Source organism: Streptomyces sp. SID10853, assembly GCF_010548145.1.
Lineage (GTDB): Bacteria > Actinomycetota > Actinomycetes > Streptomycetales > Streptomycetaceae > Streptomyces.
Map to the genome: position 1 here is coordinate 1 of NZ_JAAGLN010000466.1, position 1,859 is coordinate 1,859.

Consider the following 1,859-nt stretch of genomic DNA (forward strand, 5'->3'; position numbering starts at 1 on the left):
GAGGCGGTCGCGGCGCTGCTGGCCGCCGCGCTGCTGGGCGGTCGCCGTACGCGCAAGGCGGGGGAGCGGCTGGCCGAACGGATCGGCGCGCAGGGGGCGCTGAGGCTGCGCGACAAGGGCGCGGAGCTGGTCCGTACGTACATCGACGACGTGCTCGGCGCGGAGCGTGACCGCCGGCTCGCACCGCTCGATGCCCTGGACGTGGGCCCCGAGTCGCAGGCCGAACTGATCGCCGCGCTGTCCGTACTGCAGAAGGAGAAGTGGCCGCGATGAACGAGGCGACCGAAGGGACTGAGACGACCGGGGTGACCGGGGTGACCGGGGTGACCGAAGGTACCGATGGGACGCACGGGGCCAGAGCGATGAGGGGGACCGACGCGGCGGAAGTGGTTGCGGTGACGGACGGGGCCGAGGTGGCGGCCGAGGCCCCGGAGGTGAGTGCACCCGACTCGGACGCGGCTTCGGGTTCGGGTTCGGGCTCGGGTTCGGGTTCGGGCTCGGGTTTGAACGCGGGCTCCGGCTCCGGCCTTGGCTCCGGCTCCGGCTCCGACTCGGACTCCGGTCCGGACTCGGACTTGGATGCGCGCCGGGACCCGCAGCTGCACTCGGCGGGGCATGCGCATGCCGGGCGGCCGGCGGAGCAGGGGAGCCGGGAGCCGCGCACGGCTGCCGCCGATCCGCCCACCCCGTCCGGCTCACCCACCCCGTCCACCCCGTCCACCCCGGACACCTCACCCACCCCGGATACCTCGTCCGCCTCGTCCGGTCCGTCCGCGCTCGCGGTGCCGTCCGCGGCGTCCGTGCCGTCCGGCGAGGTCAGGATGCCCGGGCAGGGCAGCCACCACTGGGACGACGGATTCATCGCCCGGCGCGCGGCCGACCGGGAGAGCGCGCCGGGCAGCGCGCGCGAGTTCAACCTGGGCCCGCTGCCCGAGTCGTACGAGGACTTCCCGCGCTCCGTGTCCTACGGCGCCGAGCTGCGCGCCCGGCTGGACGCCCTGCGGGAACTGGTCGGCCTCTCCCGTACGCGCCTCGAAGGGCCGACGCTCGCCGAGGCCGGACGGGTGCTGGACGAGGCGTCGGCCCGGCAGCGGCTCTCCTCGCAGCACACCGTCGTCGCGATCGCGGGCGCGACCGGCAGCGGCAAGTCCACGCTCTTCAACGCCCTTGCCGGGGTGGCGATCTCCGAGACGGGGGTGCGCAGGCCCACCACATCCGCGCCGCTCGCCTGCAGCTGGACCGACGGCGCCGCCGGGCTGCTCGACCGGCTCGCCATCCCCGGGCGGCTGCGCCGCAGGCCCTGGATGAGCGCGGGGCCCGGTGACGAACTGCACGGGCTGGTCCTCATCGACCTGCCCGACCACGACTCGGCCCTGACCGCGCACCGCGACCAGGTGGACCGGGCGATGGAACTGGTGGACGCGGTGATCTGGGTGGTCGATCCGGAGAAGTACGCGGACGCCGCGCTCCACGACCGCTACCTCAAGCCGCTCGCGGGCCACGCCGAGATCACCTTCGTGGTGCTCAACCAGATCGACCGGCTGCCGGGCGAGGCCGCCGACCAGGTGCTCGACGACCTGCGGCGGCTGCTCGACGAGGACGGTATGGCCCTGGGCGAACACGGCGAGCCGGGCGCCACGGTGCTCGCGCTGTCGGCGCTCACCGGCGAAGGGGTGGGCGAACTGCGTGAGCTGATCGGCCGGTTCGTCCGGGAGCGGGGGGCGCCTGCGCGCCGGCTGGCGGCCGATGTGGACGCGGCGGCGGACGGTCTGCGGTCGGTGTACGTCGCCGAGGGGCACGCGGGGCTGGGGGAGCCGGCCCGCGAGCAGTTCGGCGAGCGGCTCGGTGACGCGGTCGGG

The 1,859-nt window shown here is 75.0% G+C and carries 1 protein-coding gene and 1 pseudogene; both read left to right on the plus strand.

The features are described 5' to 3' along the window. Positions 1–273: pseudogene (locus tag G3I19_RS36360) on the plus strand (ATP-binding protein); the annotation flags it as partial. Next, on the plus strand, positions 270–1,859 hold a 1,590-nt coding region (locus G3I19_RS36365; RefSeq protein WP_239075062.1), incomplete at its 3' end, for a YfjP family GTPase. The pseudogene G3I19_RS36360 and the gene G3I19_RS36365, both read left to right, overlap by 4 nt.